General features: G+C 37.6%; 21 protein-coding genes. All 21 read right to left on the bottom strand.

Translation table 11 applies throughout. The features are described from left to right. Window positions 1-13: 13 nt before the first annotated feature. Window positions 14-1,393 carry an undecaprenyl-phosphate galactose phosphotransferase WbaP gene (gene wbaP, locus VR7878_RS11480; RefSeq protein WP_235862872.1) on the bottom strand — a complete coding sequence of 460 codons (1,380 nt, stop codon included), beginning with the start codon at window positions 1,391-1,393 and terminating at the stop codon, window positions 14-16. Window positions 1,394-2,321: 928 nt separating this feature from the next. Then, window positions 2,322-3,689 (bottom strand): phosphomannomutase CpsG, encoded by a 1,368-nt coding sequence (gene cpsG / locus VR7878_RS11475; protein ID WP_077336235.1) that lies wholly within the window; start codon window positions 3,687-3,689, stop codon window positions 2,322-2,324. Then, on the bottom strand, window positions 3,689-5,095 hold the full coding sequence (locus tag VR7878_RS11470) for a mannose-1-phosphate guanylyltransferase/mannose-6-phosphate isomerase (RefSeq protein WP_077336234.1): 1,407 nt from the start codon (window positions 5,093-5,095) through the stop codon (window positions 3,689-3,691). Before VR7878_RS11470 ends, cpsG begins: the two co-directional genes overlap by 1 nt. Window positions 5,096-5,119: 24 nt before the next feature. After that, window positions 5,120-6,211 (bottom strand): glycosyltransferase, encoded by a 1,092-nt coding sequence (locus VR7878_RS11465; RefSeq protein ID WP_077336233.1) that lies wholly within the window; start codon window positions 6,209-6,211, stop codon window positions 5,120-5,122. An 8-nt stretch (window positions 6,212-6,219) separates the two neighbouring features. Next, complete coding sequence (locus VR7878_RS11460; RefSeq protein WP_159440458.1) at window positions 6,220-7,257, bottom strand: glycosyltransferase family 4 protein; 1,038 nt, start codon at window positions 7,255-7,257, stop codon at window positions 6,220-6,222. Beyond that, window positions 7,254-8,552: a hypothetical protein gene (locus VR7878_RS11455; RefSeq protein WP_077336231.1), complete on the bottom strand. Its 1,299-nt coding sequence runs from the start codon at window positions 8,550-8,552 to the stop codon at window positions 7,254-7,256. Before VR7878_RS11455 ends, VR7878_RS11460 begins: the two co-directional genes overlap by 4 nt. Further along, a complete protein-coding gene (locus VR7878_RS11450; RefSeq protein ID WP_077336230.1) occupies window positions 8,553-9,458 on the bottom strand; it encodes a glycosyltransferase family 2 protein in 906 nt (301 codons plus the stop codon). Then, a complete protein-coding gene (gene fcl, locus VR7878_RS11445; RefSeq protein ID WP_077336229.1) occupies window positions 9,459-10,433 on the bottom strand; it encodes a GDP-L-fucose synthase in 975 nt (324 codons plus the stop codon). A 1-nt stretch (window position 10,434) separates the two neighbouring features. After that, window positions 10,435-11,553, bottom strand: a complete 1,119-nt coding sequence (gene gmd, locus VR7878_RS11440; RefSeq protein ID WP_370737084.1) for a GDP-mannose 4,6-dehydratase — start codon at window positions 11,551-11,553, stop codon at window positions 10,435-10,437. Between the two features lie 11 nt (window positions 11,554-11,564). Continuing rightward, window positions 11,565-12,737 carry a glycosyltransferase family 9 protein gene (locus tag VR7878_RS11435; protein ID WP_077336227.1) on the bottom strand — a complete coding sequence of 391 codons (1,173 nt, stop codon included), beginning with the start codon at window positions 12,735-12,737 and terminating at the stop codon, window positions 11,565-11,567. A 7-nt stretch (window positions 12,738-12,744) separates the two neighbouring features. Next, window positions 12,745-13,455, bottom strand: a complete 711-nt coding sequence (locus VR7878_RS11430; RefSeq protein ID WP_159440457.1) for a class I SAM-dependent methyltransferase — start codon at window positions 13,453-13,455, stop codon at window positions 12,745-12,747. 87 nt (window positions 13,456-13,542) lie between these two features. Further along, on the bottom strand, window positions 13,543-14,442 hold the full coding sequence (locus tag VR7878_RS11425; RefSeq protein ID WP_077336225.1) for a sulfotransferase: 900 nt from the start codon (window positions 14,440-14,442) through the stop codon (window positions 13,543-13,545). Between the two features lie 6 nt (window positions 14,443-14,448). After that, the gene (locus tag VR7878_RS11420; protein ID WP_077336224.1) at window positions 14,449-15,387 is read right to left on the bottom strand and encodes a glycosyltransferase family 2 protein; all 939 of its coding nucleotides are present in this window, start codon (window positions 15,385-15,387) and stop codon (window positions 14,449-14,451) included. A gap of 1 nt (window position 15,388) precedes the next feature. Further along, a complete protein-coding gene (locus VR7878_RS11415) occupies window positions 15,389-16,672 on the bottom strand; it encodes a flippase (protein WP_077336223.1) in 1,284 nt (427 codons plus the stop codon). After that, window positions 16,644-17,501, bottom strand: coding sequence for an NAD-dependent epimerase/dehydratase family protein (locus tag VR7878_RS11410; RefSeq protein ID WP_077336222.1), 858 nt, complete (start codon window positions 17,499-17,501; stop codon window positions 16,644-16,646). Before VR7878_RS11410 ends, VR7878_RS11415 begins: the two co-directional genes overlap by 29 nt. A 4-nt stretch (window positions 17,502-17,505) precedes the next feature. Next, window positions 17,506-18,822, bottom strand: a complete 1,317-nt coding sequence (gene rfbH / locus VR7878_RS11405; protein WP_077336221.1) for a lipopolysaccharide biosynthesis protein RfbH — start codon at window positions 18,820-18,822, stop codon at window positions 17,506-17,508. 2 nt (window positions 18,823-18,824) lie between these two features. Continuing rightward, entirely contained in the window at window positions 18,825-19,904 is a 1,080-nt protein-coding gene (rfbG, locus tag VR7878_RS11400) for a CDP-glucose 4,6-dehydratase (RefSeq protein WP_077336220.1), read from the bottom strand. A gap of 4 nt (window positions 19,905-19,908) precedes the next feature. Beyond that, entirely contained in the window at window positions 19,909-20,682 is a 774-nt protein-coding gene (gene rfbF, locus VR7878_RS11395) for a glucose-1-phosphate cytidylyltransferase (RefSeq protein WP_077336219.1), read from the bottom strand. A 78-nt stretch (window positions 20,683-20,760) separates the two neighbouring features. Beyond that, complete coding sequence (locus VR7878_RS11390; protein ID WP_077336218.1) at window positions 20,761-21,792, bottom strand: Wzz/FepE/Etk N-terminal domain-containing protein; 1,032 nt, start codon at window positions 21,790-21,792, stop codon at window positions 20,761-20,763. Between the two features lie 78 nt (window positions 21,793-21,870). Further along, window positions 21,871-24,525, bottom strand: a complete 2,655-nt coding sequence (locus VR7878_RS11385) for an SLBB domain-containing protein (protein ID WP_159440456.1) — start codon at window positions 24,523-24,525, stop codon at window positions 21,871-21,873. A 39-nt stretch (window positions 24,526-24,564) separates the two neighbouring features. After that, a complete protein-coding gene (locus tag VR7878_RS11380; RefSeq protein WP_139344080.1) occupies window positions 24,565-25,866 on the bottom strand; it encodes a capsule assembly Wzi family protein in 1,302 nt (433 codons plus the stop codon). Window positions 25,867-26,633: the final 767 nt, after the last annotated feature.

The following is a 26,633-nucleotide window of genomic DNA, read 5'->3' as shown; positions in this document are numbered from 1 at the left end:
TTGTATCGTCTCGTTAGTAGGCACCATCGCGCCGGAGGACTACATTCACGGTTTTAAATAAGATCACGATATCATTCCAAAGCGACCAGTTTTTAACATACCAACAATCCAGATAAACGCGGGTGTTATAATCGATGTCGCTACGGCCGCTGACTTGCCAAAGCCCTGAAATACCCGGCTTCGCGCATAAGTAATAGTCGACATCATCTCCATAACGTTCCAATTCTTCATCGATAACCGGTCTTGGGCCGACCAGACTCATTTCACCTTTTAGCACATTCCACAGCTGTGGTAATTCATCCAGACTAGTTTCACGCAAGAAGCGGCCAATCGAAGTAATCCGCGGATCGTTTTTCAATTTAAACCATTGCTCCCATTCAGCTTTAGCCTCCGGATCCGTTGCCAGAAGCTCATCCAACAACTCTTGAGAGTTCATCACCATCGAGCGGAACTTCAGGCAGTTGAATTTTTTACCGTCGAGCCCGATACGCTCATGCCCATAAGTCACGGAACCACCGTCACGCGAGATTCGCCAAGCGATAAATAAGAAAAATGGTGCAAGTAATACCAGTAATGTTGCAGAACCAACAATATCGAATAAGCGTTTAATAAATCGTGAGGACTTACGGGGCAGATTATTTTTCAATCGCAACATCATCACTTCATGACTAAAAAAATGAGATATATCAGTACCATAAAGAGGGATTCCTCTCAGGGCTGGCACAATGGATATATCACGAATACCTCGCTTATAGAGCTCACGGATCCAAATCTCTCTTAGTCCGCTTTGATCCTTTTCAAGTGCAATAAATACTTTGTGAAATGCCCCCGAATTATGGAGAAATTCTGTTTTACTAATATAAGAAATGCCAAAAACTTTATCTACACGAGCTTCCCCTGATGGCTGAACAACAGCGAGAACTTCAAACCCAGTTGAAGGTTCACTTTCTATAGCTAAAAACACATCCTTCGCATTTTCAGCATCACCGATAATGACACAGGGCATTTTCCACACATCAACTTTATTGAGCAGAATCTTAGCAAAGTTACGAAATAACGGGATAAATACAAGTACCAAAGCCCATTCCGTTCCCCAAATCGTCACGGAATATTCACGGCTAAAAATTGCATTGACCGCAATGGAAACTAACGCCATGAACGATAACGTAGACAGCATATCTCTGAGTTCATCCCAAAATGGTTTCCGGTAGCTATAGTGACGTTTATTGCCCCAAAACCACAAAACAGAGATCCCCCCGGAAAACAAAAATGTGATCGCTTGCAAGCTCAGTAATGAATATGCCAAATTTAGATTTTTCCCCTCTAAAATAAAGGCATGAGTCAGCAAGATAGAAACCCCAAAGGCAAGAAAGTCAAATAAAATTAAAGTCACTTTATTGATTCTCTGCGAGAAGTGAGCTCTCATTTCTAACAGTTTTTCATGGGAAAGTGTGAATTGTTCCATAATTTGTATTTGGTAAACCTTTAAATGTGTGCACAACGAGATGTACAAAAAATAAAAAATTGCCGATTCTGTTTGATTTTCAATTTGTTATCGACTATTCAAAAACATCCATTTTGTATGTAATAACAATCAAATATAATCAAGGAGATGAATCCACCAAGAATGGCCTTTATTATTTGAAATCACGAGTAAGGACGCTCCCACTCGTTTCTCTATTCATAACGAATATATATTATTTCTAGACTATTGGTGCTCTACTTTCCACAAAATTTCTATCGACGATACTTGAAGCTCTAGAATATAACTGCGATTTGACTAAGTAGAGACAACGCGACATCAGACTGATAAGTTCATCCTATCCCTTAACATATCTAACATGTTAGATAGGACAACAATAAAATTGAATCATCACTAAGATTAACTAGCGTTTCTCATATACATAAAAATCTATTGGCAAATGAAGATATTTCTTGATATCAAGTCTTTATTCGAATAATTATCTCCAAAAGAATAGTAAATCGACTAAAGACTTCAAAATGATGCTTAGATAATTTATTACTTTTAATTTTTTATTTATATAGGATTATTCTTCAATCATCCCCAATGTATTGATATTACTTCCATGATTAATTAAACCCCATATAGTTCTCAGGGTTAACCTCATGATTTATGATATATGTTCAAGAAGCCTATCTAGCTATGAGATAGGCTAATCTATAAATTTACATTTATTATAATATAGTAAAAATAATACTAATTTAGGCTATTTTTGCTTATCATTTCATCCATAAAATTCAATCTCACTTTTACCAAATGATAAAATCAAAAATTCCAGTATAACCCTGTAGCAATAGTATTATGAACAATTTAACAACATCAATATTTCTTCTGTTTTCATTTTCATAAGTTCAGAATTCAATCGTGCTTCAACATTCAACCGAACCACAGGCTCCGTATTCGAGGATCTCAAATTAAATCGCCAGTCAGAGAACTCCAGACTAATACCGTCCGTCTCATCGATTGAAAGAGCGTCGTTTTCAAATGCGGCTCTGACATGGGCTATTGACAATACGGGATCACTCAGCTTGGCATTAATTTCACCGGAAGAAGGATAAGCCTGAATTCTTTCCCGTACTGTTTGAGAAAGTCTGACGCCTTTTACACAAAGTAACTCAGCCACAAGTAACCAAGGAATCATGCCGCTATCACAATAAGCAAAGGTTTTAAAATAATGGTGAGCACTCATTTCCCCGCCATAGATAGCATCTTCACACCGCATCCGCTCTTTAATGAAAGCATGACCAGTTTTAGACAGTACCGGAATTCCCCCAGCACGCTGCACGACATCAATGGTGTTCCAGGACAAACGAGGGTCATGAATAATTTTACTACCGGGCTGCTTCTGCAAAAATGCTTCAGCCAGCAAACCGACAATATAATATCCTTCGATGAATGCCCCCGTTTCATCAAACAGGAAACAGCGGTCAAAATCCCCATCCCATGCAATCCCAAAATCAGCCTGATGCTCAATCACCGCTCTTGATGTATCCTCCCGGCATTCAGGCAAGAGAGGGTTCGGGATCCCATTCGGAAAGTTACCATCGGCTTCATGATGTACTTTGACAAAAGTCACCGGAATATTTAATGCCTGAAATCGCTGCTCAATTTCGTCAATCACATGCCCGGCAGCACCGTTACCAGAATTGACGACCAGCTTGAGCGGCCGAAAGTTTTCAGGTGTGACATAACTCATCAGATGATCAACATAAACAGACAAGTGATCTTGTTTGCGATAAGTGCCTCGGTTTTCTACCGGAGAAAACTCATTTCGTTCCGCCAACTGCTGGATTTCTCTTAATCCGCTATCACCGCTAATCGGTCTGGCACCTTCACGAACAAGTTTCATCCCGTTGTAATCCATCGGATTATGACTGGCCGTCACTTCAATACCACCGTCAACCGGCAGTGACTGAGCCGCGAAGTAGATTTCCTCGGTTCCGGTCATACCGATATCGATCACATCCACACCTTCATCTTGGAGGCCATTTGCCAAGGCCATCTTCAGTGACTCAGAACTTAAGCGGACATCGCCACCAACAACAATACATTGAGGACGAAGATGTTTGGCATAAGCTCGGCCTATCCGATAAGCAATCTCTTCATTGAGCTCATCCCCTAACCGTCCCCGAATATCATAAGCTTTAAAACAAGTGAGTGACTGCATTAATATCCAACTCCATGTGAATCTAAACGAATAATATCGTCTTCTGCTAAATAACTACCACTGCGAACCTCGATGATTTCTAAAGGAACTTTACCCGGATTTTCAAACGCATGTGGCGCGCCAATCGGAATATAGGTCGATTCATTTTCACTAACGAGATAGCTTTCATCACCGTTGTATACTTTTGCTGTTCCGGAAACGACAATCCAATGCTCCGCCCGGTGATAATGCATCTGAGTTGCTGTGCGTTGACCCGGCTTTACCATCACTTTTTTGACCAGATAACGTTCACCTTCTGCAATTTCATCATGAGAACCCCATGGACGAAACACTTCACGATGATGCAAGTGTTCACAACGATTGGTTGTTTTCAACTGTTCAACAATCTGTTTAACTTGCTGGACCTTATCTTTACTCGCGACGAGCACTGCATCTTTCGTTTCAACAATGACAGCATTTTCTATCCCGACAGCAGCGACTAATCGATCTTCAGAGTAGATATAGCTATTGCTTGTCTGTTCAGTCAGGACATCACCACGCAACGCATTGCCATCCTGATCCTTGTGATTCACTTCCCAGAGCGATGACCAGCTCCCCACATCACTCCAACCGGCATCCATAGGGATCACGGCGGCACTTTGTGTCTTTTCCATCACCGCGTAATCAATCGATTCCTCTGGACAATGGGTAAATGCACCGGCATCGACTCTGATGAAATCCAAATCAAGACGACTTTGCGTTAAAGCCGTTTCACAAGCCGTTAAAATATCAGGCCGGAAGCGGCGTAATTCTTCAAGGTAGCGGGATGACTGAAACAAGAACATACCACTGTTCCACAAATAGCCACCGACTTGCAGATAGTGTTCAGCGGTTGATAAATCGGGTTTTTCGATAAACTTTGCCACTTCAAAGCCAGCGTTTGGCAAAGGTTCCCCTTGTAGGATATAACCATACCCAGTATGAGGTTCTGTCGGCACAATACCGAAAGTCACCAGTTTTCCCTGTTCTGCCAGCGGTACTGCCAGCTCAACGGCATCGACAAAACGCTGCGCATCCTGAATTACATGATCCGCAGCAAGAACCAAAAGTAACGGGTCATCGCCATCTTGCAATGCTTTCAGTGCAGCAAGTGCAATCGCAGGCGCTGTGTTTCGCCCCACGGGTTCCAATATGATCCCACTATGTGGCATGTCACAACGGCGCAATTGCTCGGCAACGATAAAACGGTGCTCTTCATTGCAGATAAATAATGGGTCTTGCTTAGCGAGAGTATCCAGACGATGCACGGTATCTTGCAACATGGTCTGTTCAGATACGAGTGACAGGAATTGTTTTGGGTAAGCCGTCCGAGAGAGCGGCCAGAGTCTACTCCCCGACCCACCGCACATAATGACAGGAAGGATCATCTATTTGTAACCTTAATCAATGATTCATAATATAATTTTATTTACATAATCAGAAAATTGCTTTTTGAAATTTTCCTTACTAAAGCGCTCTGAGTAATTTCTGATCATCTCACTATCAAACGAGGATTGATTTTCTTCAAATCGGTCCAAAGTCTTATTCAGTGATTGCTCCGTCTGTTGTTCAAAAAACATTCCGGACAAATTTTCCTGAACCGTCTCCAACGCTCCGCCAGCTTTATAAGCAATCACAGGGCGTCCCGAAGCCATTGCTTCTAAGGGAACAATGCCAAAATCTTCAACGCCGGGAAATATCAATGCCTTGCAATTCGCCAACAAAGTCTTAATTTTACTAAACGGCTGACGCCCCATGATATCAATATTTGGCTGAGCAATCCGGCGCAACAACTCAAGTTGCTCTCCTTCTCCTACAATCTTCAATTTTCGGCCAGTCTGATTAAAAGCTTTCACTGCTAAATCAGTTTTTTTATAGGGAACCAGTTGTCCGAGTATTAAATAATAATCTTCCGGAGGATTACCCGTTGGAGAAAATTCATCAAAACTGACCGGAGGGTGGATCACATCGGCATGCCGATGATAAAAACTGTGGATGCGCCCGGCAACAAAATGACTGTTGGCAACAAAATGACTGACCGACATCGAACTCAACTGATCCCAACGACGAATATAATGCAGCAATGGCACCATCAATTGTCGTTTTAACCAACCACATCGATTTCTATATTCGTGGTACATATCCCAAGCATAACGCATCGGGGAATGACAATAGCAGATATGCGGTTTACCCGGTGCCGGTATAATCCCTTTTGCTGGTCCAGACTCGCTAGAGATAATCAAATCATAACCAGAAAGATCGAATTGCTCCAATGCTAGTGGCATGAATGGCAGATAACTCTGATACCACTGTCTGGCTCTGGGTAATTTACCGATAAAGCTTTGATAGACGTGATGCCTGGAAATAATACTGTCTTGAAATCCCTCAGCGTGATAAATATGAGTGTAGATATCAGCCTGCGGATACAATTCGCACAAAGCTTCCAATACCTTCTCACCACCCCGAAGATTAACCAACCAGTAGTGGATGATTGCTACTTTCAAAAACTACCTCATGTGTGATTCATTAATACTGAATAAGTTTTTTCTGCTGTGCTCTTCCATGAAAATTTCTCAGATTGCTCATATCCTTTTCTAACATATTCATTTCTTAAACGGCTATCACTTAATATAGATTTTAACCCTTGAGCTATCTCATCAACACAATACGGATTGACTAACAGTGCTGAGTTACCTACAACCTCTGGTAATGACGTGCAATTACTTGTTATAACTGGCGAACCATGAGACATAGCTTCTAAAGGAGGCAGGCCAAAACCTTCATAAAAGGGGACATAAATAAAAGCTTCGGAAAATTTATACATGAAAGGTAACCATTGATCTTCTACGAAACCAACAAACTTGACTCTTTTAGGTATATTCTTTACGCCGACATCAGAAAAAATATGGGGATTAGTCTTTCCGACAAGCACTAGCCAGATATCATCATCAATTAGATCAACTATTTTTGACCATGCATGTAAAATACCTTTAATATTTTTTCTTGGTTCTATTGATGAAACGGACAGCACATACCTTTTATCACTTATCCCCATGTTTAACTTTATACTTTCACAACAATTAGAGTCATATGAAAAATGATTATTTTTATCCACACCATTAGGTATTACACTAATTTTACTTTCATCAATATCCACATATTCTATAATTCTAGATTTAGTAAATTCAGATATGGTAATAATATGGTTAACTTTTTTTAACAATCGGGGTAATAAATATAAGTAATAAGTTCTAAATTTAAATGATGTCCATTCAGGATTATCTAATGGAGCAAGATCATGTATTGTAACCACATGTCTACTTTTTATATATAACGGTCCTGTATTACTCGGACTCCATAATAATGAACCGGTATCTAATGACTTAGGTAGGAGTAGTTGCTCCCATAAATGGCCTTTAACTCCTCTACAATCGGAGTCACAAGTTATATATGGATGATTTTCATCTAGTTCACTTAAAATATTTTTCAAATATCGTGACACACCACTAAATGGCCCACTCAATACTCGACTGTTAACATAAATATTCATGATTTTATTTTTTGAGAAACATTTGCTAGAAGATAATAAATCGCCCATGAGATAAATATATAAACAGTTAAAAATATAAATTTATTTATCCACTCATATCCAGACAAGAAAATACCGTATGGAGTAAAAACAATAGCGACTACAAATATTATTGAAAATGTGTTAATACTTTTACTCAAAACAAGCTTTCTCATAAAAAGGAAAGTAGACACTTCAATAATAAAGAAAATACTACCAAGAATAATCCCACTAGTAAGCAGACATTCTAAGATTAGATTAGAATTTGGATAAGCATGAGGGCTAGAATATGTTTGTCCATATAATTTATATATAATGAATTCACCAATAGAATTATATTCGACTGACACACCAGAAATAGACTTATAATAAGACAGGAATTGATATTGTATTAAATTCAGTCCAATCTGAGAATCAGGCATATATTGATTATTCAATAAATCAAGTTGCGAGGCTGGTATCAATTGATCAAATGCATAAAAAAATCTTATTAACAATTTAACTATAATAGTTCTTATTACCCCATCACTACCATGACCAACACCAATTTTAACAAGATATATAGGAATAACTAACATCGTTAAAATTATGATCAGATAAAATATTTTCTTATGATATCTAAATCTTTTCACATCATTTCTAGCTTTAGCTACAAAAAGAACCAGTATTTCCATAATCACAAACGAGAGAATAGCACCTTTCGAGGCCATCATCAAAGATATAATAAACGCCACAATAAAAGAGAAAAAAGCAAAAAGACGAACTCTCCGATAACTGCTAATTGCAAATAAAACTAGTGGGATAGAGTTAATAGCTAAATTCATCCAATACAACATTCGACTATTTTGAGTAGCTAAAAATCTATTCTCAACTCCTTGTGTAGAAAACAGAGGTATATTTCCTGAAAGATAAACATTAATATAAAAATTAGAAATAGTTATCATAAGAAAAAAAAACAGAAGAATAAACTGAAAATCTTTTGGTAAATTATCTTCTAGGTTAATATTCCGCACTGGTCTAAATAATAAAATAAGAAATACATATACAAATATAAGTGCACATATTAAAAAGTATGTAAATGTCCCCCCAAAAATACCACTAACAAATAACCCAAAAATTGCTGGAATCAGAAAAACAACGAAAAAATAAAATAATGGATCATATATGTTAACTGCACTTTTTTTTACAATAAAAAGAAAAAAACCGCACAAAACGAGACAAGAAAAAATTTGTAAAATAAGAGTCATCGATATTGAATTTAATGTATTAATTATCATCTATTTTACTGTCCACTTGCGACGCCTTCCACAAAGAAATCTTGCAATATCCATCACATTACAAAAAAATCGTTGTCCTAACACCTTGAATATTATATATTTAGATGATTCTTTAATAGAACACCATATATAAGAAAACTTATCCTGACTAATATTTAAATCTTGACAGATAGAAAGCAGTTCTTTTCTCACCAATAAAGAATGGGAAATATCTGTAGATACCCCGCCAAAAGGCATTCGAACAACATCTCTATCAATAAATAAAATATTATCGTTATTAATAACTTCCAATAATAGCTTTGAGTCAGCTGCTATTTTATATTTTTCGTCAAATTTATGACCATTTATAAAGATGGATGCTTTATGAAATACTTCAGGGTGCACGGGGAGTGCAGGTCTAAAACCCTGCCATTGAAACTTCAACGAACTCCAAGACTCTCCAATCCTTTCGATATGTCTCCTACTTTCATAGCTAATGATCTCAATAGAACCATAGATAAGATCATATTGATTAATATAGTTCCTTAGTTCAACAGAAATATTTTGATAGACAGAGCTATCTGTCAACTCATCCCCAGCCCCAAGAAACTGAACCCACTCACCTTTTATGTACGGAAGAGCTTTATTCCACGCATGATATATACCTTTATCCGGCTCACTAAACCAATAATCAATAATATCTTCATTTTGCTTAAGAATTTCAACAGTCCCATCCGTTGAGGCACCATCGGCAATAATCCACTGAATATGTGGATAGGTCTGAGCCCGAATAGATTCGATAGTCCAATGCAAGTCCTTTGCTGCATTGAAAGTCGAGGTAATAATGGTAATCAGCGGTTGCTCAGGAGTCCCTTGCTTGACGCCATCAGTCAACTCCCGCCCACCTTCAATACGAGTCTGTAACACCTAGATACCTCTTAACTCTTGCTGATGCTCAACAAACCATTGATAAGCATTGCTTAAACCACTTTCAAGATCGATTTGAGCCTGCCACCCCAGCGCTTTCAAGCGTTCAACACTCATAAGTTTACGAGGCGTTCCATCCGGTTTAATCGGATCAGTTGTAATTCTGCCCTGAAACCCAACGACTTTTGCAATCGTTTGAGCAAGTTCCAGAATCGTACAATCTTGCCCGGTTCCCACATTAATATGACTCAGCATAGGCTGGGTGTTTTCTTGATAAATAGTATCATCCAAATTCATGACAAAGACACAGGCCTCAGCCATATCATCGACATGCAGAAACTCTCTCTTCGGCGATCCGGTTCCCCAAATCATGACTTCTTCTAATCCAGATAGTTTTGCTTCATGAATACGACGCATCAGTGCAGGCACAACATGACTGTTCTCTGGGTGAAAATTATCTCCCGGACCATAAAGATTAGTTGGCATCACACTACGGTAATCCACACCATATTGACGATTATATGACTCACACAACTTGATCCCGGTAATTTTAGCAATCGCATAGGGTTCATTCGTCGGTTCAAGATAGCCATTCATAAGCTCCGACTCCAGCATCGGCTGTGCTGCTAATTTAGGATAAATACAAGATGAGCCAAGAAACAGCAACTTCTTGACCCCATTTGTATACGCCTGATGAATCACATTCGTTTCAATCATCAAATTATCGTAAATAAAATCAGCAGGATATGTGTTATTCGCATGTATCCCCCCGACTTTAGCCGCGGCAAGGTAGACTTCATCGATCTGCTGCTCAGCAAAAAAAGCAGCAACTTGGGCCTGATTTCTTAGATCCAATTCTTTAGAAGAACGAGTCACAATGTGTTGATATCCTCGACGCTGTAATTGGCGAACAATAGCACTCCCAACCATACCATTATGGCCGGCTACAAAGATCCGGGCATTTAAGTTTGTCATTTCAGTTCTCCAGAGAAACAGGGACATCAAAGCCGTTTGCTTTCATAAATGCATGTTGCTGAGCTATTTTTAGGTCTTCAGCGACCATCTCTGAGCACATTTCCTGAACCGTTGTTGTTGGCTCCCAGCCTAATTTCTGTTTTGCATAACTCGGATCACCCAGCAACGTTTCAACCTCTGCCGGACGGAAGTAACGAGGATCAACACGAACAATAACATCACCAATTTTCACAGATGGTGCTTTATCTCCTTGAATTGATTTAATGATTCCAACTTCTTCCACGCCATTACCATGAAATTCAAGTTCAATACCAAGCTCAGCTGCACTCCAGGAAATAAACTGGCGTACAGAATATTGAACGCCTGTAGCAATAACGAAATCTTCTGCCTGCTCTTGTTGAAGCATCAACCATTGCATTTCAACATAATCTTTTGCATGGCCCCAGTCGCGCAAAGCATCCATATTGCCCATATACAGACACGCTTCTAATCCTTGTGCAATATTTGCAAGTCCTCGAGTGATTTTTCGGGTCACAAATGTTTCCCCCCGCCGAGGAGACTCGTGATTAAATAAAATGCCATTACAGGCATACATGCCGTAACTTTCCCGATAGTTGACGGTGATCCAATAAGCATAAAGTTTAGCCACAGCATAGGGAGAACGAGGATAAAAAGGAGTCTTCTCACGTTGTGGGATTTCTTGAACTAATCCATAGAGCTCTGAAGTAGAGGCCTGATAGAAACGTGTTGTTTTTTCCAGCCCAAGAAAGCGAATGGCTTCTAATAAGCGTAGCGTCCCCATAGCATCAACATCTGCAGTATATTCTGGAGACTCAAAAGATACTGCAACATGAGACTGAGCCCCTAAATTATAAACTTCATCCGGACGAACCTGCTCAAGAATTCGGGTTAAATTCGAGCTATCAGTCAAATCACCATAGTGGAGCTTTAACTTTGGATTCTCATCATGCGGATCCTGATATAAATGATCGATTCGTTGGGTATTAAATGATGAAGCACGTCTCTTAATACCATGAACCTCATATCCTTTTTTCAGTAATAATTCTGCAAGATAGGAACCATCCTGACCTGTAATACCGGTAATTAATGCTTTTTTCATCATAAAATATCTTATAGTTTAATATATTCGGAGATTTTCTTAATGACACTCTGCGACGTAATTCTTTGTATATCAAGTGAGCTTCCACGGCTAAATCTTGCAATCTTCTCCTTTTCATTGCTAATCTCCTCCAGCTCTGGGGGATAAATTGCAAAATATCGATCACATAAGTAATTTGGGTATGGTGTGAAGCGACCATAATGATTTCCGTTGGAAACGACGAAAATATTAGGATGTTGTAAAGATACAGCAATATGCGGAATGGCCGTTTCATTTGATAAAAGCAGTGTTGAACGAGCAATGAGTTCAATCAATTCCACCTGCGTTGTTTTTCCTACATAGTTGATACACGGGCACGTTTTATATAATAGTTTTTCTAAATGCTTCCCTAAAATAATATCGTTAGGAGCTCCCCCCAAAACAATCTCAAATCCGTATTCATGATAAATATATGTTGCCACTTCCGCATACTTTTCAACCGACCATTGACGAAATATCGCACTAGCACCAACAAAAATAAATGCATACAGTTTAGGTAAAGTCAAAGAAGAATCAACTGGAATATCTAAATAAGGTCGTACATGAGTGAGTTCCTTTTCTAAAAACCGAGTAAAAAACTGACGGTTTCTGTCAAATTCAAAAACAATATCACCATCATCATCATCATACAGTTCAGTATACAAGGACTGAGTTTTTTCACGATGTTTCTTATTCTGATTTGAGAGATCACCAAACCATGCTATCTTACTGGGAGCTGGAATAGCTTTAACGATATCTTCAAAGGAATATCCTTCTCTACTATAGCAAGGGTACAAAACCATCTCTACATTATTCAGCATGCCTAACTGAGATAATATTTTGGTTCTATATAAAAAATTTCTTATAAACTTCTTACGATTTAATGGAAGAAATTGATCAATACAAACAGAATCACAATATTGTACAATTTCTATCCAGGAATCATTACCAATTAAAAATATTTTATAATTGTTTTTTTCAAGATGATATAAAAAATTCCTTAATAATACATAATCCCCCATAGCATCCGGCTTAAGAACAACCAGGATATTTTCCTTGGGCATGCTCTTTTTTAAAAAAAAAGTACTGATTATAATATACAGCTTTGATATATAAAAAGCTAAAGAGTAATATATTTTTAAACTACACCTTTTAAATCTAATCATGCATCCACTATTTTGATATTATTTTATTATAATCACTCTGTAAGAGGCTTCTTGACTTAGATATTCTTTCACAAAAAACATGAATAATTTTTCTAGAGATTTTATTTTTCATAAAAAATAGTTTCACTGAATTTATTTTATTTCTAGAAAAGATATGGTAAGAATCATTAATCATATAGTATTTTAAGTTAAATTTATTTGCGAGTATAGCAAGTGATTTCTGTTGATAGAAGGTGATATGCTGTCCTGTATGAAATGAGTAATACCACCAATTTAAAGGAGGGTTATCAATAAAAGTCTGAGTCGAAAATATCAACAGATCCGGATTGTATTTATCTATATTCTCACTCAAAAATTCTATGGGGTTTGACAAATGTTCCATAACTTCAAAAGCTAATAATACTTTTATATTCTTGACATTATCACCACAAAATTCACTTGAGAACAGATTTTCACAATACTTATCTGAAGAGTAACAATGAATACCTCGATCTCTCAACAATCTTGTTAAAATACCATATCCCCCAGCACTATCAACGACTCTATCATGAACACGATTCAAAATACTTAAAATTGTCAAAACCATTTTGGAATTATAATTATTTCTGTCTAACAGACCGATATCAGAGTTAGCAATTGCATCACTGTATGCTTCATCAAGCCAATAAGGTGTCTCTGTTTTTATAATTCCGCAATGACTACATTTATAATAATTCACATCGTACTTCTCCAAAACTTTCTCTTGGAAAATAAAACTCATTTTGTCGGAATCGATTGGACATTTACACATATATTCCCTTAAAAATCACTTATCTAACCAGTTAGATAAATCCTTTCTAATGATTGTCTCGAGCTTATGAATATCATTCTTATAATAATAAATTAGATAATTTTTATCTTCAGATTTTATAGACTCTCGAATTAAATTAACATTACTTATTTTTCTCTTAGCTTTATTTATCAATGATTTAGGTATTAAGTATTTAACAATAGGCTTAATTATATTAGCAAAGATTCCTCTACCATTTGAAAAATCATGAATAAACTTAGATCGAGGCCTACCTGATTCGTTAAACTTCTCCACACTACTGACATTAATAACATTTTCATCGACATTCAAAAATGAACAGATATCATTCAGTAACCAATCTAAATTACGAAGATCCTCATAAGTGTATATTTTCACATTATCAAAGTTATCAATATACTCTTTTACAGATTGACTATATAATCCCGCTCTTTTGAAATGATACGTCCACCCCCAGTTATCAGCCAAACGTTGCTCTTCATGATCAAGAGCCTCACGAAAAGATAGCGTTTCCCACCCTTCACGAATGTGATGCATATAACTAGAAAATGCTCTTTCGACAGGGTTTCTTAAAATAATAATTATTTTAACTTGTGTCCCCACATATTTCTTTATATTTTCGATACTACGAGTAGAGTAATATAAGTAATCATTTGAGATATCACCACAGACTTTATCCTCATTTCCAGCAAAAAGATTCCTGTAGTCGTTATCATCAGTAATACCTTCATTACTATAATATTCTGCACCGAGACCTTTGAAATTTTTATCTAGCTTAGAAAAAAAACGGCACTCTTTTACATCTGGAATAAAAATATCTGGATGATTGTTCAAATAATAAAATAAAGAAGTCGTTCCGGACTTAGCAGCACCAACAACAATAAAGTCAATTTTCATAATCGTTTATATATTAACAACTTTAGTAAGAACAAGTAATTTAAATATAGCATAAGAAAATAACTTCTTCATTTTAAAAACAAGTGAGTTATCACTATTATTGATATATTTTATCTGTGATATATCTACACCACTTTTTTGTAACCAACATAAAAATTGGATACTAGCATTCCTTTTCTTATACTTTCTATATGCTTCTAATACAGAATTTTTCCCTTCTTCAGATCGAATACAATTTATTAATTTAATAAAAAACAGGTTGACATCATTAAAAATAACATTTACTAAATTGTAACTTTTTTCGGCTGCTCTCAAATTAACGCAGACATTACCACTTTGACATGTAATTTTTCTTGGTATGTCATTATTCAGCAACTCAATCCAAAAACAGCTATACGCATGTGAAGTACTATATAATTCTTTAAAATTTTCATCAGAAAATAATGTTCTTTTTACCAGAAGAGCGCCATACGTGCATTTATTATAAAGATGCAAGTATTTTTCGTATTTAGATAACCCTTCAATATTTACAGGTTCTGAATGTACTGGTGAAATCAATTTACCTTCACCATCAATCCAGTTTGCATTAACAACTGCCAAATCAATATCATCATGAATAAGTTTATCTAAAATAGTAAAAGCATTTTTTTTGAAGTAATCATCATCGCCTAATAGATAGACATACTCCCCTTCTGACATATTGAGTACAAAGTGCATATGTTCATCTAAAGATAGTCGCTCTTCTTGTTTAATGTAATTTATATTCTTATGTATTTCATTAATTTGTTGTATATATAGTTCTACTTCGGTGTAATCAGAATCTGAAGAGTTGTTAGATATACATATTTCAAAAGGTATTATATTTTTTTCTTGGTGATAGATAGAATAAAGTGCTTTAAATAAATAATAGGGTCTGTTCAAAGTAGGAATACAAATGCTTAACATATCATCTCCACAGAAGAGAACGGAAAGTAAATACAAATAAATCTTTACAGAAAAAATAGTTAACAATAAAGGATTGAACAATCTGGGCAATTAATATTGCAATCGGAGCTCCTATAACTCCCATAGATTGAACAAAGTAGATATTTAAAATCAAAGCCAACAATGCACCGACTATAGTTTGAATTAATATAATATTAGGTTTCTTCTCATTGATAACCCAAATAGTCTGGCAGCATCCCATACACACGGGTAAAAAGGATAATAGATGGACAATAAATATATACTTACTTAAAGAAAAATCAGCACCATATAAAAAAGGAATCAAATAATACAATAAACTACCATAGAATAATATACTAATAAAACTCCCCCACCAGAAAACAAACATCAGTCGTTGATACAATAAAAAATACCGTTCTTTATTATTCTTAGATAAATTAGCCAAAATAGGTGAGAAACTTGTAACGATAATACCTGGTACAAAAAATATCATCTCAGCAAGATTGGCACCTACAGAGTATAATCCAACAGCTCGACTACCCAAAAAATATTCAACAGCCATGACCCCTGAACGCATAAATGTTACAACAGCAAGATTGGACATCATTAAAGGAAGAGATTCTCTTAATATTTCTAGATAATAACTATCATTTTTAAATTTGGGAAAATTTATTGTAAATACTAATTTATATTTACGATAGAGAAGATAGATTAAAATAAAGCTTATCGTCATCATTTCTAGAGGGACAGCAATTAAGTAAAAAGATACTGAACCACCATACCATATAATAAAAACCTTGAAAAAAGCAGAAAAAACATAAGCAATTATTTTAGCAATTACTGTATATTTGCTTTTAATCTCACTTTGAAAAAATAAATCACAAACATTACCTAATGAAAATATTAAACCACAAGATACTATAACAATTGCTAAGAGATTTTTTCCAAGAGCAAATGCAAAAAAAACACTCAGAAAAAAACTTAAAAATGCAGAAATGAGTCTCAGGGATATTGTTACATCTAATATAAATTTTTTATTGTTTTGGGACTGACTGAGTTCTCTGACGACAATTTGATTTAGTCCAAGAAGGTTGACTGCATCAAAGAAAGCAACAAAAGCAATAGCATAGCTAACTTCACCATAATATTCAGCACCCATTGTTCTTGCTAAATATATATTAACAAGAATACCAATCATTAATCTGATTATTTTATCCAGAATAAGCCAACCAGAATTAAATATAGATAAAAATATCTTATCCTTCAAAACAATCACTAAACTCATTCAAGTATAGATCAGATAACCCACTATCTATATTGTGTGATGCTTTCCACCCTAGACTAGACAATACACTAATATCAGCACAACTCTTCATTAACTCGTTATCTCTATATTTCAAAACACCATATAATGGTTTTTTATTATAACCTGTTAAATTACATATTTTATCTACTAGTTCTTTTATTTGTATAGAACTTCCTGTACCTATATCTACTTTATTATACCCACTAAGTGGATAAATGTTTTTTATCACCGTTTCAATAGCTGTTAACACATCTTCTATATGAATGTAATCTCTATATTGCTCTCCGGGTGTTAATTTAATTTCATCACCACGAACACAGAGTTGAAAAATATTATTAACAAACGAATTATGACACTGAACCCCATAAAACCCTTCCAGATTCAGATTAATATAATCAATATTATGCAGGTGTGAATAATGAATAAAAATTTCGTCAAGATGATGTTTTGTTAGAGAATATAAGTTAATATTTTTGGGCAAACTACTCCCACAATTAATAATTCTAAAATTTTTATTTTCTTCAAGTATGCTATCAATAATTTTTATAGGGAACGTAACATTTGCCTCTAAAATTTCATTGATTGACTCTCCATTTCTTCCATAGCATGTCACTGTATTAATAATTAACTCTGGATTAAAATTTAAAATAGATTGTTTCCACTCAGGATGGTTTATATCGACAACTTGGCAATATTCACTAGAAAACGGATGTCTAACCAACCCAACTATAGAATTGTTTTTTCGTGATAAATACTTGGATAGATTTCTCCCCAAGTAGCCATTTACCCCTAGGATTATAATTCTCATATGATTATGAATAGCTCAGCCCGAAAAACTCTTCAAATTTATGCACAATATAGTCAAAATGAATTATATCTAGTCCAGGATACAAACCAATCCAGAATGTTTGATTCATAATTCGGTCAGTGTTGGTTAGTTCTCCAACAACTCGGTATTTGACATTAGAAAAATAAGGCTGCCGAGTTAAGTTTCCAGCAAATAATAGTCGCGTACCAATCTTCGCTTCATCTAAGAATTGGATCAATTCAACACGACTTACCTTCGAGCTTTCTTTCAATGTAATTGGGAATCCAAACCAAGATGGCTCTGAATTATTGGTGGACTCTGGCAATTCAATAAAATCAGCACAACTCTGTAATTTTTCCTTTAAATAAATAAAATTTTCTTTTCGTTTTCGAACAAATTCCGGCAGTTTATCAAGTTGGGCTAATCCACAAGCAGCTTGCATATCTGTAATTTTAAGATTGTAACCTAAGTGCGAATATGTGTACTTATGATCATAACCGTAGGGTAGTGCCCCCAATTGCTGGCAAAAGCGTTGTCCACATGTATTATCGCATCCAGGATCACAGTAACAATCTCTGCCCCAATCTCTAAATGATTCGATTATTCGTCTCAACTTACCTGACTGAGTGAAAATTGCTCCACCTTCTCCCATAGTAATATGATGAGCTGGGTAAAAACTGACCGTTGCTATATCACCAAAAGTGCCGACATGCTTACCATCATAAAGGGTTCCCAATGCATCACAACAATCTTCGACAAGCCACAAATTATACTTGTCAGTAATTTGCTTAATTTCGGCTAGATTAAATGGATTCCCTAAGGTGTGAGCAATCATAATTGCTTTAGTTTTTTCTGTCACAGCAGCTTCAATTAACCGCGCATCCACATTATAAGTTGGTATATCTACGTCAACAAAGACAGGAATTAATCCATTCTGAATAATGGGATTTACAGTTGTTGGGAATCCTGCAGCCACAGTAATCACTTCATCCCCTGGTTTGAGAGCACGATCCTTTAGCTTTGGTGATGTCAGGGCTGTCATTGCCAATAAATTCGCAGAAGAGCCTGACGTCGTTGTCAATACATGCCCCCCACCAAAGGATTCGCCTAATTTTTTCTCAAAAGCTCGATTAAACCGCCCCGTTGTCAACCAGCCATCTAAGGATGCTTCAACCATATATTGAAGCTCTTCTTTACCAAGAACTTTACCAGAAGGTGGGATAACATCTGCACCCGGATTAAAAGCCTTATGTTGATATTTTTGTTCAGCATATTGGCTCACTAATTCTGCGATTTGAGTTCGTAGTTCTTGCTCAGTCATGCTTAATCTCTGCTCTCGATATAATTTTTAATTTCATTCAAACCATAATCTTGCATATTTTCACCACCTAGCCATGCATGGTGCCAATTCACAATACCTTTTAAACTTTTTGATAAATTCCAACGGGGATGCCAATCAAGCAGTTGAGCTGCTTTAGAACAATCTAATTTTAAGTAATGAGCTTCATGAGGATGCTCGCCTTTTGTAACTCTCCATGATGCGCCATTCCCCCAGAACTGAGCGAGTTTATCAACAATATATTGAACGGTACGGACATCGGCACTATAAGGGCCAAAATTCCAGCCGCCGCTATAGTCAGCTCCTTGCTCATATAATTTTTTCGCTAATACCAAATATCCGGATAAAGGTTCAAGGACATGCTGCCAAGGCCGGATCGCATTTGGGTTACGAATCTCAACTTCTTGTTGTTGTTCAAATGCCTTTAACACATCAGGGATTAACCGATCTGATGCCCAGTCTCCGCCACCGATGACATTACCAGCTCTGGCTGAGGCAATTGCAACACCATGTCTGGCATAATTATCAGGATTAAAATAAGAATTACGGTATGCGTTGATAACTAACTCGGAGCATCCCTTACTATTAGAATATGGGTCATATCCGCCCATGGGGTCAACTTCACGATACCCCCACACCCATTCACGGTTCTCATAACATTTATCACTAGTTACACATACAACCGCACGGACAGAATCAATTTGTCGAATCGCATCCAGTAGATGAACCGTCCCCATCACATTACTTTGATATGTTTCAATGGGATTTTCATAGGAATATCGTACCAACGGCTGAGCAGCCATATGAATCACAATATCAGGACGAAAGGTTTTGATGGCCTGACAGAGTTGCTGGTAATTACGGATATCACCAATCTGGTGTTCTGAACACAACGCGTCAAGCTTTGCAACATGGAATAGACTGGGTGTCGTCGGTGCTTCAAGAGAAAAGCCTTTGATTTGCGCTCCCATCAAAGCCAGCCATGATGTCAACCAGCTCCCTTTGAAACCGGTATGACCCGTTATAAATACTTTCTTTCCTTTCCAGAATAATGGATTTGCCATATCACTACTCCCACAGCTTCCATGGAGCTTGGCGAGTCTCCCATAATTCCTCAAGTTTCATTTTGTCACGCAGCGTATCCATAGGTTGCCAGAAACCGTCATGGCGATAGGCCATTAATTCCCCATCCGCAGCCAGCTGATTCAATGGGTTTTGTTCCCAAGTGGTCTGATCGTCATCAATCAAGTCAATGACTTTAGGGGAGAGGACAAAAAAACCGCCATTAATCATGGCCCCGTCCCCTTTCGGTTTTTCCTGAAAAGAACGTACTGCATTTTGCTCTATTGTGAGAACACCAAAACGACCAGGAGGATAAGTGGCTGTCAGTGTCGCAAGCTTACCGTGAGAACGATGAAAATCTAATGTCTTGGCAATATTGACATCGGCAACACCATCACCATAGGTAAAGAAAAATTCAGACTCGTCCTTAATATACTCTTGGACACGTTTTAATCTTCCTCCAGTCATCGACTCCTCACCGGTGTCCACTAATGTAACTTTCCAAGGATCAGCCCGTTTATGATGGACATGCATATGATTTTTTGCCATATCGAATGTGATATCCGACATATGCATAAAGTAATTCGCAAAATATTCTTTAATCACATATCCTTTATAACCGCAGCAAATAATAAATTCATTTACACCATAAAAAGAATATATTTTCATGATATGCCAAAGAATAGGTTTACCACCAATTTCAACCATTGGTTTCGGTTTGATTACTGTTTCTTCACTTAGCCGAGTACCTAATCCACCGGCTAAAATCACAGCCTTCATAAATCACTCCAATAATATATCATTCTGAAAAACAAATATCTTACATAATCATATTAACTAACCGTGGTATAACCCATATTACTGCTGTGAATTCTCATTTATTTTATTGTTAATAATTAACTGTCTAACGAAAACAATTAATACGGCAATAAATCCACCCAGTACACATGCAATTGCTATAATTAGTAATCGTCTTGGTTTAACTGGACCAGTAGCAACTACTGCCGGATCTACAGTTTTAAGAACATATTCTTGGTGGACTTTGGTTAACATTAATTTCTTTGTTTGTTGCTCAATCAGCTGATATAACATTGAACGAGTATCAGCCAAACTTGTCTGAAGAACCTGCTGATTTAAGTAATTGATACTATTCTGAGCATCGGTCATATCCTGAAGGCGAATCTCATGATTCAAATCTTCTACTAACCAATTTACCCACTTCTGAGATATATACGGAGAATAAAAATCAACACTAATTGTGATCATTTTCGCCTCAGTATCAATATCAATCTGTAATATTTCTCGCTTAAAATAATGGATGGCGACAAGTAATTTCGGCTTGATGAGTCTTCCTTCTTTACTCACCCATTGACTACTATCTACATCGTATATATCGGAGTTATATATTAGCTCTTCATTTTCTTTATCCCATCCTTCTGCAGCCATTAAAGGAACTAATAAATCATGTTTCAGAATAAAGTTTCCGATAAATTTTCGAGATTGAAGCACCTGTATAGCATACAACGCTTTTTGTACTCCTGAATAACCATTACTAACATTAATACCGGCTAGCGATGCCAAACCTCCCAATCGACTCGCAACAGACTCGAGCTGAGACTGTGTATCAGCTGTCGTTGGCGTGAGCAGAACATCAGCTCGATAAATATCCGGCTTCAGGAAAGCGTAAATGCCTCCAACGATTGCGAAAAATAAGGTACAGGCAATAATGAACCATTTGGCATGCCACAACACAGCAAACAAAACGCTCAAATCGATCTCTTCGTCATCTATTTTTTTATAATGTGCTCTCGCAGACCTAACTTCCTCTGGCACATCTATAGTTTGCTCTGGCACATCTATAGTTTGTTGACTTTTATTATGTTCGGTCATAAATCTTCATTGCCCTTATGATTATCAAATGTCTTTTTCCTTTGACTCAAAATTCATATTTATTACCAGAAAAATCAATTACTTAATGGCATTCCATGCAACACCAATCTGATACATCATTTGTGTTGCAGTGCTAAACGTACTCAGGCCGTCCAGATAATCAGTATCAATCGGAACAACAATCGTATCTCCAGGCTCTAAAGATTTTTCAGAACGAACAAACCAGTGTGATTGATTCGGTAACATTACTGCACCATTAGCCCGAATCACATAAACACGGTCGGTATCCGCCTGTTTTTTCTCCCCACCGGCTAAGTTAATGTATTTCTCAACTGACAGACCGGGTTTAAACGTGAAATTACTGGCGATTTGTACCTGACCAAGAACCGAAATAGTATTTCTTCGTGGCGGAATATAAAGCTTGTCGCCATCTTCAAGCATGACATCATCTTGGGCGTTACCTAAAAGAATATTAGGCAAGTCAATTACTAAACGGCCAACAGCTGGAATATCTAACAGATCATCGACAACTTTCATCGCTTCTGTCGGAGATGAGGTATATGTTGCAGCACTACTTTGACGTCGGAGTGTCAGTGAAGCGATCTCCTGGCGGAGATTATTGGTGACCATTTTCATCCGCTGCTCTTCTTGTAAACGGAGAACCTCGCGGCTAAAGACAGCACCCTGTGGATAGGCAAACTGAGAAAGTCCCCCTGCACGCTTCACTAAATCTTGAATTGTTTCGCCCTGGCTAATCGTGTAACTTCCGGGATGCATCACTTCTCCCTGAATCTCCACAATATTGTTTGTCTTCCAGTTCGTTTTACGTTGAATCACAATCCTATCTTTTGATTCAAGCAAAAAGTTATCATTGGGATTGGTCAGCGATTTCAGTAAATCAAACTGCTGGTGATGAATCGTAATCGTGCCGGGCATCGGGACAACCCGGGACAACTCAGCCTCATCTTTCGCTGCCGACTCCAGCAGTCCACCAGCTGCAGCAATTGCATCTTTTAGGCTTCCACCTTGAACCAACGGATATACGCCCGGATAACGAACAGCGCCACTGATTTCATAGACTTTCGCTCTCTCGCCATTGACTGCTTGTAATTGTAGCCGGGTAATCAGGGGCTCTAATAATCTCGCACGCGACGCAGGATCACTGTGTTGCATTTCCTGCTGGCTCTTGTCGTTATCCTGGATAGCTAACTTAGGCTTTTCACTATCAACCAGCTCAATTCCGGTTACTTCATCCCGCTTTTTAGGGTGCTTCAGCGTCTCCTGTTTTTCAGCATGAGTAAATAAATCACCGGATGTTGCCGACTGTCGTTGTACGGACTCCCTCTTCCATTCATTCATGGAAATATCGCTAGCAAAAACAAATAGTTGATCATTAGGTTGCAATACAAGATCATCCGCTGAATTCATAATATTGATGGCATGATTCAAACTAAATTGTAAGACTTTGATGTTATGTTTATATCCCGTTTCACGCACAATGATCGCATAATCAAGATCCGCATTCGGTGCCAAATCATCCGCTGAGGAGAATAAATCCGAAACTCTCATTCCCTGAGAATAGGCATACGCCCCCTGCCGAATCGCTGCACCTCTGACAATCACTGCATTTTTTAATGCATCACTAACTGGATTAACCGTAATATCGTCACCATCTTGCAGGGTGAATAACTTATCTTTAGTTAGATCAAGTGTATGAATATGAATTCCATTATTCTGGTAGCGCTTAACCTGAATTTGGGGTAAATAAGCGCTGGCTCTACTCCCTCCGGCAAGCTTCACAAGCTGCTCGATCGTGGTTCCCGATTTAATTTCATAAACAGCAGGGCGACGAATTTCTCCCTGAATACTGACGGAAGGCCCTTTGGCGGCAACAAATACCGTATCCCCCGACTGTAGACGAATATCATTCAGATTATTGCCTTCCAAAAGCAAATTATATAGGTCCAACCGGGCTATTACTTTATTCTCTCGACGAACGGTGATATTTCGTAACGAACCACTTTTACTGAATCCTCCCGCAGCAATCAGCGCCTGAGTCACAGTCGCCAAACTCGGAATGTTATAGGCGCCAGGCTGATAAACATCTCCCGAAACATAAACTTGCATGGTTCGTAATGAGCCGAGTGAAATAGCAACATCAACGCCCAGTATTTGTTTTTTGATCCGTTCAGTCAGATTGGCTTTCAACTCACTAAAAGTCTGACCAGCCACATGAATCGGTCCCAATTCGGGAAATTGAATAGAACCATCCCGTGAAACACTCAGGCTATAACTACTATTCTGGCTACCGAACAGTTGCACATTAATTTCGTCACCAGCGGCAATCAGATAATTATTCGGGACAGGTAAGTCATCAACAGGGGTATAACTTGAAGGCTGGCCTGAGAATAAATCATAACCAAAATCAACTAATTGTTCAGATTCATTGCCCCGCTCTGTCGTAACTCTTTGAGTGTCATCCTCTGTTTTTTGTTTTTTATCAACACTTCTCGGCTGGATCGTCTGAACTGGCTGAGATGTGTCTTCAGCCTTACCCGAGCTCATTAAAGTTGACAGGTCAACACCATATTGCCGAGCCAATGCCTGCTGTTGCGCTGGTGATAACTGCTTAAACTGGGCGAGTTGTGATGTGGTAAAATTGGCAGACCAAGAAGAAAAACTACTAAAGAAAACCAAAAAAACTATGACTAATCTGAATAGAATATATCTCATCAAGTTCATCCAATGTCCAAACAATTGATAGTGAATCGATTAAAAACGAAAATCCCAGTTAACCCAGTAATTCCATTTATCGGTTTGATTATTTTTTGTATCAGGCATGAAATCAGAGCCCAATGTCAGACGGCTATTTGCCAATGGCAGACGTACATAGGCCGTTAATTTTTTCAGGGTTTCATCATCAGTCCGTTGATAACTCTGCCCTTGCAATGTCCATTCCCAGCTATCAGGCGTGATCCAAAGTAGTTTTAATGATTTTGCTTCACCACTATCCATACCATTGATTGACTGATAGTTATGTTGCCCAACCATTGTCATACGATCAGACAGCATGCTTCGCCACTGTTGCTTTGCCTCACCGGTTAACTGTTTCACCTCTGCAACCCAACGCAGCGACTGCCCGCCAAGATCAAACTGGCTTTGCCAGCCAATGATCAGAGACCCCAGTGAGCGGTCATTGACTAAACTGGCTCCTTGCGCATAAAGACTCTGAGTCAAGACGGTTCCCACATTCAAGACAGGTAAACTCAGACGGATATCGATACTATATTGCTCCTGTTCACCGTCCTGAGGCTGAACTGAGCCCGTCAAATATCCATCCCAGTCGGGTTTATCAAACCACTTCTGATAAACCAAACCAATGTTTAGTCGGTTGAAAGGGCTGAATTCAAATCGATTCGACCACTGTTTCTCATTCCGGTTTGGCGTTTCATTAAATCCCCAGAAAGTTTCAGCATGCCAGCTACCAAGTATCGGCCAGCCATAGGCATCATAAGAGAAATTAAAACCGGGCACAGAACGACGTGTATATCCCCAAGCCAGATTGTAAATCGAAGTGGGTCCCCACCAATGTTGCAGGCTGCCAAAAGTTGCACTCAGATTTCCCCAGTTAGTAGCAATATAACTATCATCCAACCCATAGTCGGTATCTTCTCGACCGAATTTATCTGGTGAACGTTGATAGTTAGCCGCGACACGAAAAGCATATTTACTCTCCACGAGCTCATAACTCGATTTAACCTGCCAGTGTGTCGTTAGCGGTGCAGCAAAACTCCTGTCATCCCGAGGTGCGTGAGCATACCCCAAAGAGACATGCTTGTGGCCATTTCCTATAGAATCTTGGCTTAAGGCGTAACTGAGATGTTGATAGGCTTGCTCAAGCGACGGGGGGAGTTGAACCATCTGCATCAGTTGCAGATCGGTATCAAGGCGAGACCAACGTATAGGATAGGAATTGATAGGTACAGAAATAAGACCAGCATCCGCCAGCATCTGTAGATCAGATTTAAGATAGGCATCATCCATGGATAACCAAGGCGCTGCTTCAATTTTCAAAGAAAAAAGCAACGGAAAACCAATAAGATAAAATGAAAAGCATCTTAGAATTATACTATTAGCCAAGATTGTACTCACACCACAATAAACTGACGCTAATTAGAAGAAAAAGAGTTCATTCAAGCACGCTACCGCCCTTGGGTCAGCTTCCCAGAAAGCATGCTAAGAGCTCATCCTTGTGATCAAAACACGTTGTCTGTATCAAGTCCGTAAAAATATGCTGTACGCTAGTTCTGTAATTTATTTTAACGAAATAAACATTAAAAAATTTTCAGGAAAATAATAGTTTAAAAATCTCGATATGCCACCATACATATCTGAGATCTCCATCGATTAGGCACAATAAAAATAGGTAATCATATAAATAAAAAACCATGAACCATCTGGAAAAGACCAGATATTTTTTACCTGTATTTCATAGTATTAGTAGAGAAAGTTCAATTTGGCAAATGATGAATGATACGATTTGTATATAAAATCCACCTTCCTTTCACACCACATAAACCACATAAAATGTATGTTTTTTATGTAGTTATAATTACAATAATATAAATAAAAAATAAAAACACCTAAAAATTCGCCTGAATTTATTTTGATTCGAAAATAAAATTCAATTTGAAATCCCAACGCCATCAATGCGCATAAATATATGCACTTACTGGAAAATATTATAAAACAATCAGATAAGTGGATAACGAGACTTGCAATCAAGTTTATTTAAATACGGTATAATACAACCAGATGCATTGTTAAATCTCTCAAGAACA

The sequence above is a fragment of the Vibrio ruber DSM 16370 genome (assembly GCF_900163965.1).
In the GTDB taxonomy this organism is placed as follows: Bacteria; Pseudomonadota; Gammaproteobacteria; order Enterobacterales; family Vibrionaceae; genus Vibrio; species Vibrio ruber.
This window is presented reverse-complemented; position numbering and strand designations above follow the sequence as displayed.

What these genes read in the sequence shown, in the direction of transcription:
- cpsG (WP_077336235.1), bottom strand. Translation starts at nt 3,689, where the DNA reads ATGCAGTCACTCACTTGTTTTAAAGCTTATGATATTCGGGGACGGTTA.
- VR7878_RS11470 (WP_077336234.1), bottom strand. Translation starts at nt 5,095, where the DNA reads ATGATCCTTCCTGTCATTATGTGCGGTGGGTCGGGGAGTAGACTCTGG.
- VR7878_RS11460 (WP_159440458.1), bottom strand. Translation starts at nt 7,257, where the DNA reads ATGAATATTTATGTTAACAGTCGAGTATTGAGTGGGCCATTTAGTGGT.
- VR7878_RS11455 (WP_077336231.1), bottom strand. Translation starts at nt 8,552, where the DNA reads ATGATAATTAATACATTAAATTCAATATCGATGACTCTTATTTTACAA.
- fcl (WP_077336229.1), bottom strand. Translation starts at nt 10,433, where the DNA reads ATGACAAACTTAAATGCCCGGATCTTTGTAGCCGGCCATAATGGTATG.
- gmd (WP_370737084.1), bottom strand. Translation starts at nt 11,553, where the DNA reads ATGAAAAAAGCATTAATTACCGGTATTACAGGTCAGGATGGTTCCTAT.
- VR7878_RS11435 (WP_077336227.1), bottom strand. Translation starts at nt 12,737, where the DNA reads ATGATTAGATTTAAAAGGTGTAGTTTAAAAATATATTACTCTTTAGCT.
- VR7878_RS11425 (WP_077336225.1), bottom strand. Translation starts at nt 14,442, where the DNA reads ATGAAAATTGACTTTATTGTTGTTGGTGCTGCTAAGTCCGGAACGACT.
- VR7878_RS11420 (WP_077336224.1), bottom strand. Translation starts at nt 15,387, where the DNA reads ATGTTAAGCATTTGTATTCCTACTTTGAACAGACCCTATTATTTATTT.
- VR7878_RS11415 (WP_077336223.1), bottom strand. Translation starts at nt 16,672, where the DNA reads ATGAGTTTAGTGATTGTTTTGAAGGATAAGATATTTTTATCTATATTT.
- VR7878_RS11410 (WP_077336222.1), bottom strand. Translation starts at nt 17,501, where the DNA reads ATGAGAATTATAATCCTAGGGGTAAATGGCTACTTGGGGAGAAATCTA.
- rfbH (WP_077336221.1), bottom strand. Translation starts at nt 18,822, where the DNA reads ATGACTGAGCAAGAACTACGAACTCAAATCGCAGAATTAGTGAGCCAA.
- rfbG (WP_077336220.1), bottom strand. Translation starts at nt 19,904, where the DNA reads ATGGCAAATCCATTATTCTGGAAAGGAAAGAAAGTATTTATAACGGGT.
- rfbF (WP_077336219.1), bottom strand. Translation starts at nt 20,682, where the DNA reads ATGAAGGCTGTGATTTTAGCCGGTGGATTAGGTACTCGGCTAAGTGAA.
- VR7878_RS11390 (WP_077336218.1), bottom strand. Translation starts at nt 21,792, where the DNA reads ATGACCGAACATAATAAAAGTCAACAAACTATAGATGTGCCAGAGCAA.
- VR7878_RS11385 (WP_159440456.1), bottom strand. Translation starts at nt 24,525, where the DNA reads ATGAGATATATTCTATTCAGATTAGTCATAGTTTTTTTGGTTTTCTTT.